4 protein-coding genes are annotated in these 5,848 nt (G+C 65.3%); 3 read left to right on the forward strand and 1 reads right to left on the reverse strand.

Annotated elements, in window-relative coordinates:
* Positions 1-2,797 (forward strand): AAA family ATPase (locus QPM17_RS23235; RefSeq protein WP_285394127.1); only part of this gene is annotated, 2,797 nt, incomplete at its 5' end.
* Here the strand turns inward: QPM17_RS23235 and QPM17_RS23240 are convergent.
* The gene (locus QPM17_RS23240; protein ID WP_285394128.1) at positions 2,720-4,462 is read right to left on the reverse strand and encodes an NAD(P)-binding protein; all 1,743 of its coding nucleotides are present in this window, start codon (positions 4,460-4,462) and stop codon (positions 2,720-2,722) included. The genes QPM17_RS23235 and QPM17_RS23240 overlap by 78 nt on opposite strands.
* 166 nt (positions 4,463-4,628) lie before the next feature.
* On the opposite strand from QPM17_RS23240, the gene QPM17_RS23900 reads away from it, so the two are divergent.
* A complete protein-coding gene (locus QPM17_RS23900; RefSeq protein ID WP_422732797.1) occupies positions 4,629-4,808 on the forward strand; it encodes a VapA/VapB family virulence-associated protein in 180 nt (59 codons plus the stop codon).
* Between the two features lie 149 nt (positions 4,809-4,957).
* A complete protein-coding gene (locus QPM17_RS23245; protein ID WP_285394129.1) occupies positions 4,958-5,641 on the forward strand; it encodes a DNA-3-methyladenine glycosylase I in 684 nt (227 codons plus the stop codon).
* Positions 5,642-5,848: the final 207 nt, after the last annotated feature.

Consider the following 5,848-nt stretch of genomic DNA (forward strand, 5'->3'; position numbering starts at 1 on the left):
CCTTGAGGAAGGAGGCACGGCGCTGTTCGGCCTGTCTCGGGCTTACCGTAGCGATGCGCAGCGCGGCTTGCTGTGCGCCGCTACCCTGGTGGAGCAGGGGGTGGCCCGCGGCGTGTATCTTCAGGCCGGCCATTGGCCTACGGCTACGCCGCTTTCCATCTTGGGAGAGCAGAGCGGCGTGTGGGTCGAGCGTGGCGTGGCGGTGCAGTTGGCGGAGCTCTTCGTTTTCGATGATGAAGGCGGGGAGTGGCTGCGCTATCGCCAGCCCCGGGACGAGGCTCATGACGCTCGCTTCGAGCTGGTGGGGCGCCGGGTGCAGTTGGGCCAGCTGCAAGCCATCCTGGAGAACACCCAGGCCTACCAGGCCGGTCATCTGATCTATATCCGCGGTGTGGCGGGTATCGGCAAGACGCGCCTCAGCGCGGAATTTGCCGAGATGGCCGCGGCCCATGCCGATCATCACCAGGCCGAGGTGCTGGACTTCGGTACCCGCGCCGATGAAGGCCCGCTGATGCAGCTTGCACGTTCGCTGCTGGAAACCTCCGCCGAGGCGAAAGCGGAAATCCTGGACGAGGCTCTCCTGCTGGCCCGTCTATCGGCGCTGCGCCTGCCGATGGATCACGCCATGCTGCTGCGCCCGCTGCTGGGCTTGCCTCAGCCGGAGGAGGCGCAGTCGCTCTATGCCGCCATGACCCCCGCGACCCGCAGCCAGCGCCTGGTGCTGGCACTACGCGACCTGCTCCTGGCGCGCTCCATTCATCGCCCGCAGCTGGTGGTGGTGGAGGACCTGCACTGGGCCGACGAGGCTCTGCTGGCCACGCTCACCGGGCTGCTGCAGGGCACCCAGGAAGCGCCGGTGATCTGGCTGTTCACCTCGCGTGTGGAGCAGGACCCGCTGGAGACCCGCCTGCGCCCGCAGCTGCCGGAGCTGCCGCTCACGTTGATCGAGCTGCCGCCGCTGCGCCCCCAGGAGGCCGAGGCACTGGTCGCCAGCTTCGGCACGGTGCCCGCCGAGCACGCCGCCCGCTGCGTGACCCAGGCCCAGGGCAACCCGCTGTTCCTGACTCAACCGCTGTTGTTCCATCCTCATCGCAGCCTGCCGGCCAGCCTCGCCAATCTGGTACAGAGCAAGCTGGATCAGCTCACCGATCTGGATCGTCGGGCCATGTGCATCGCCGCGGTGATGGGGCAGCGCTTCTCCCTGGCTGCGCTGCAGGAAGTGCTGGGGCAGGCCGATTATCAGCCCGAGCTCCCTCAGCGCTACAGCCTGGTGCGTCCGCTGGAAGAGGGCAGCTACCGCTTCGTGCATGACCTGATCCTGCAAGGCATCTACGAGGGCATTCCCAAGATCCAGCGCGACCGCCTGCACCTTCGGCTGGCCGCGCTCTACGGCGAGGCGGAACCTGGCTTGCGGGCGCGCCACCTGCACCGCGCGCGCTCGCTGGAGGCGCCGAATGCCTTCCTGCAGGCGGTGGCGGCGGAAATGGCCCGCTATCACCATGAGGAGGCGATGGCGCTGCTGAGGGATTGCCGCGCCATCGACTACGCGCCGAAGGATGAGTACCGGCTGATGCTGCTGCAGGGCCAGGTGGCGATGGCCACCGGCCAGGTCCAGGCGGCGCGGGAGCACTTCGAGGCGGCGCGCAGCTTCGCCCGGGAGGAGCGGCAGCGCATCACGGCCGATCTGTGGCTGGCCCGGGTGCTGAACATGCTCGATGCCCTGGCGGCGGAGGAGGCGATACTCGACGGCCTGCTGCCCCTGGCCGAGGCGCTGGAGGATCCCTTGCCCTTGGCCGAGGCGCTCTATCTCAAGGGCAATCTCTACTTCCCCCGGGGCGATTTTGCCACCAGTCGCGCCTATCACACCCGTGCCCTGGAGCAGGCCCGCCGTGGCGGCAACGTGCGCACCGAGATCCAGGCCCTGAGCGGGCTGGGCGATGCTCACTATGCCGAGGGGCAGATGCTCAGCACCCTCGAGCTATTCGACCACTGCGTAGCGCTGTGTCGAACCCATGGCCACGCCGACCTGGAGGCCTCCAACCTCTTCATGCTGGGTACCGCCCGCATCTACGCCAACCAGACCGAGGCGGCGCTGGCCGACTGTTTCGATGCCGCCGAGCTGGGCAAGCGGGTCGGCAACCGGCGTGCCGAGGTGGTGGCGCGGCTCACGGCGTGCTGGATTCTGCTCTCCCAGGGCGAGCCTTATGCGGCGGACGAGCAGATCGAACAGGCGCTGACGGTGGCGCGTGGCCTGGGCTCCGGTCGCTTCGAGGCGTTCCTGCTGGAGAGTCGCGCCCGGGTCGAGCTGATCACCGGGCGGCTTGCCGAAGCCCGAGCCAGCATCGAGCGCGCCTGGCTACTGGTGGAGCAGCATGCGCTGAAGGCCTTTATCGGCCCCTGGGTGCTGGGCACCCGGGCGCTGCTGGAAGAGGAGCCTGAGGCCCGCCTGGCGACCTTGCAGCAGGGCGAAGCGCTGCTGGATGCCGGCTGCGTCGGGCACAACGGCTACCGCTTCCTGATCGCGGCGGCGGAGGTCAGCCTGCTCGACCAGCGCCCCGATGCGGCACGTCACTATGCCCAGCGCCTGACCCAACTGATGGGGGCGGAGCCCTGTGCCTGGGGCGAGCACCACCGTGCCCTGATCGAGGCCCATGCCGATTGGCTGGAGAACGGAGCGGGGAGTGAAAATGAGGGCGGCGAGGCGCACGCCCTGGAGACCCTACGGGCGTGCTGGCACCGAGGCGAAGCCGCCGGCCTGCGGATGACGCTGCCCCGCCTGGCTGCCAGTCGGCACTAGCCGCAGGACTTTCTCGTTCTGGCGCTCCGCTGTGCCCAGCAGCAGTTCGACGAGATGTTCCGATTGCTCCAGGCACTGCTCCTGCAGGCCGGCGCCGCGCGTCCAGCCGCCGGCGAACAGCAGCGGGCAACCCTCTTGGCCCTCGGCGCTCCGTCGGGCCGTGGCCTGGTTGTAGCGCTCGATCTCCGCCTGCGCCTCCAGGCAGTTGGCATCCAGCACGTTGTGCTTGAACAGGGTCCAGGCCTTGGCTTCCAGGGCGGGGTCCAGCGGCGGCAGGCGGTCGCGGTAGCCTGCCTCGCCGGGGGCGGTGTTCGCCAGCGTTGCGGGTGCGTCCAAGGGCGAGGATTGCCGCTCGAGCATTTCGCTGCGGGGAATCCGGTTGAGGTCGTCCACCAGGGAGACGAAGTACTGCGGCAGGCCCGCCTGATTGTAGGCGGGGTTCTCGGCATCGTTCTGGTGGCGGTTCGCCACGTAGTCAATCCGGTAGGGGAAGAAGGTGTCTTCGGGGTTACGCACCTCGATGTTGTAGGTGCGCCACAGGTTGCGATTGGGCGGCAGGCGGGCGGCGGCGGTGTGGCAGACGCCGAAGCTGCGGGTGTAGCGCACCTTGCCGAGGATATGCTGCAGCTCCCGCTGGGTGTCGCTCAGGCCGTCGCCGAACGTAAGTAGCGGCAGGGCATCTTCGGCATGGGTCGCCATGAACAGCAGGTCGGCCTCCCAGCGGCGTTCGCCGGGAGCACGCTCCGCCAACGTTACGCCTTGGGTCGAGAGTTTGGCCTCGACCTCGATGCCGCGCAGGATCTGAATGCGGGGGCCCGGCGTATTCGGATTGACGATATGGGCGGCCAGCGCTTCCAGCCAGTGCTGGGCGCCGTGCTCGAAGTAGCGGCGGTCCGGCGGCGAGCCGCCCTCCTGTATGCGATAATACTCGAAGGGTGCCTGGAGCGGCATGCCGCCGGGGCCGCGATCGTCGGCGAAATACATGGCCGAGATGCGGGGGTAGTAGACGGTGTGGCGGATACGCTCCAGCCGCGCCGGCAGCTCGGGATCGTGCCAGTCGATGTTGACTCTCAGCCGGTCCGCTGCCGCTGCCAGCATCTCGGCGGGCGTGGCAACGCAGGCATCGAAGAAGTCGTCGACCGTGTAGCGCGGCGTAACACGATGGTTCTCCACCAGGTTGATAGCGCTGCGATGGACCACGGCGATCAGCAGCGCCAGGCGGCCGCCCTCGAGCTGGTTCAGGTCGTGGGCCGGGTCGCTGACGCCGCGGAACAGGTCCCTGTCGTCGGTCAGGGCGATGCTTCCATCACGGCTGAAATAGCTCTCGGTATTCTCCAGGGGTTTCATGCGCTCCAGCTCACCAATCTCGCCGAGTATCGTGCGCAGGCGGTGGTAGGTGGCCAGGTTGACGTCATTCACGCCCAGGTCGGCCCAGCGACGGTAGGGGGTCTCGGGCATGCCCGGATGACGCCGGTTGCCCAGGTCGACCCACACCGTCTCGGCATTGCCGCCCAGGCTGGCCTTGCGCTCGAAGAGGGTGACCTCAATCTGCCGGGCCGTCTCGTGCCCCAGCTTCTGGCAGCCGAGTTTTTGCAGATAGTAGGCCAGCGACAGGCCGGAAACCCCGCCGCCAATGATGGCGATCCGCAACGGTGCATGGTCCATGATGGTGCCCCCAGTCGTTGTTTTCGCAAGGATCCACCAACAGGACGGCGTGACCAAGGGGGTAAGATAAGGTGATACCGAAGTGATCCGCTGCGCTTCGTGGGGTCGTTTCCAGCGTTCGTGGGATACCGAGGTGATGCGGTGGGTATGAGGTTTCTCAACTGGAATGCTGAGGCTCTATCTGAAAAGTCGGCGAGCGAAGGCCGGACAAGGCAAAAAACGGCGAAAAGACGGAGTTTACGGGGTACTGTTCTTCGACAGCCACAGCAAACTGCTGGGCCACTTCCAGTCGGGGGCTGTCTCCACCGTCATTGGTGTAGGAGGTGGCAAAGGAAAGTGGCGTTGAGTTGAAACATTGGACTTCTGTTGCCTATCCCCCGGGGACGCTTCGGTGCCCCCGGACCATGAGAATTCCTTTGGAAACTGCACGCCCCCTTGCCGCCGGGGCATGGAGCGGTTGGCAGGTACTGATTCCATTTATCCATTGAGACAAGCATGACACTTGACTACCGTTGGCTTTACGACACCGTGCGCAAGCGTTTTGAATCTGACGAGGCCATGGAGGCCTTCCTGCCCGAAGCGCTGACTCCTGATGAGTTGAAGCAGAAGGGGGATGATCGCTACCTTTCTGCGATGAGCCAGCGGGTATTTCAGGCCGGTATGCAACATTCTATGGTCGACGCCAAGTGGCCTGCCTTTGAAGAAGCCTTCTGGGGCTTTGAACCCGAGAAAATGGTATTGCTCAGCCCAGAGCAAATCGAAGGCTATATGAAAAACGATGGAATCATCCGTCATCTCACTAAGCTGCGGACCATCCCCAAGAACGCCCGATTCATTCTGGACATTCGCCAGGAGAAGGGCTGCAGCTTCGGTGAGTTCATCGCCTGTTGGCCGAGTGCCGACATCATCGGCTTGTGGCGTTTACTGGCCAAACGCGGCGCTCGCCTGGGCGGACGCTCGGCTGCTGGATTTTTACGTTTGGTCGGAAAGGATACGTTTTTATTGACCAGTGATGTGGTTGCACGCCTGATGGCCGCCGGCATTATTGACCGGGCTCCAACGAGTCAGCGAGACATGCAAGTCGTACAGGACGCTTTCAATGAGTTGCAGCAGCAATCAGGAAGGCCATTGAGTCATCTATCGGCCATGCTGTCGCTGAGTATCAATCCCAGGTTTTAACGCCTGCTGGCGGATCGTTGTTCTGAGAAACTGGAGGCTGCCGACTGTGAGTGGCTACCAGGCGCAATCACGACGCTGACGTCGGCGCGAAACCACAAAGCCCCTGAGCCAGCCGTCTGGCTCTGGGGCTTTTCGTTTCTATCACCTGATTACTTAGCCGCCAGCGCCACGCCGACCTTGGAGCGGTTCGGTCGGCCGATGGTCTGG

Source organism: Marinobacter azerbaijanicus, from assembly GCF_030250645.1.
Classification (GTDB): Bacteria; Pseudomonadota; Gammaproteobacteria; order Pseudomonadales; family Oleiphilaceae; genus Marinobacter; species Marinobacter azerbaijanicus.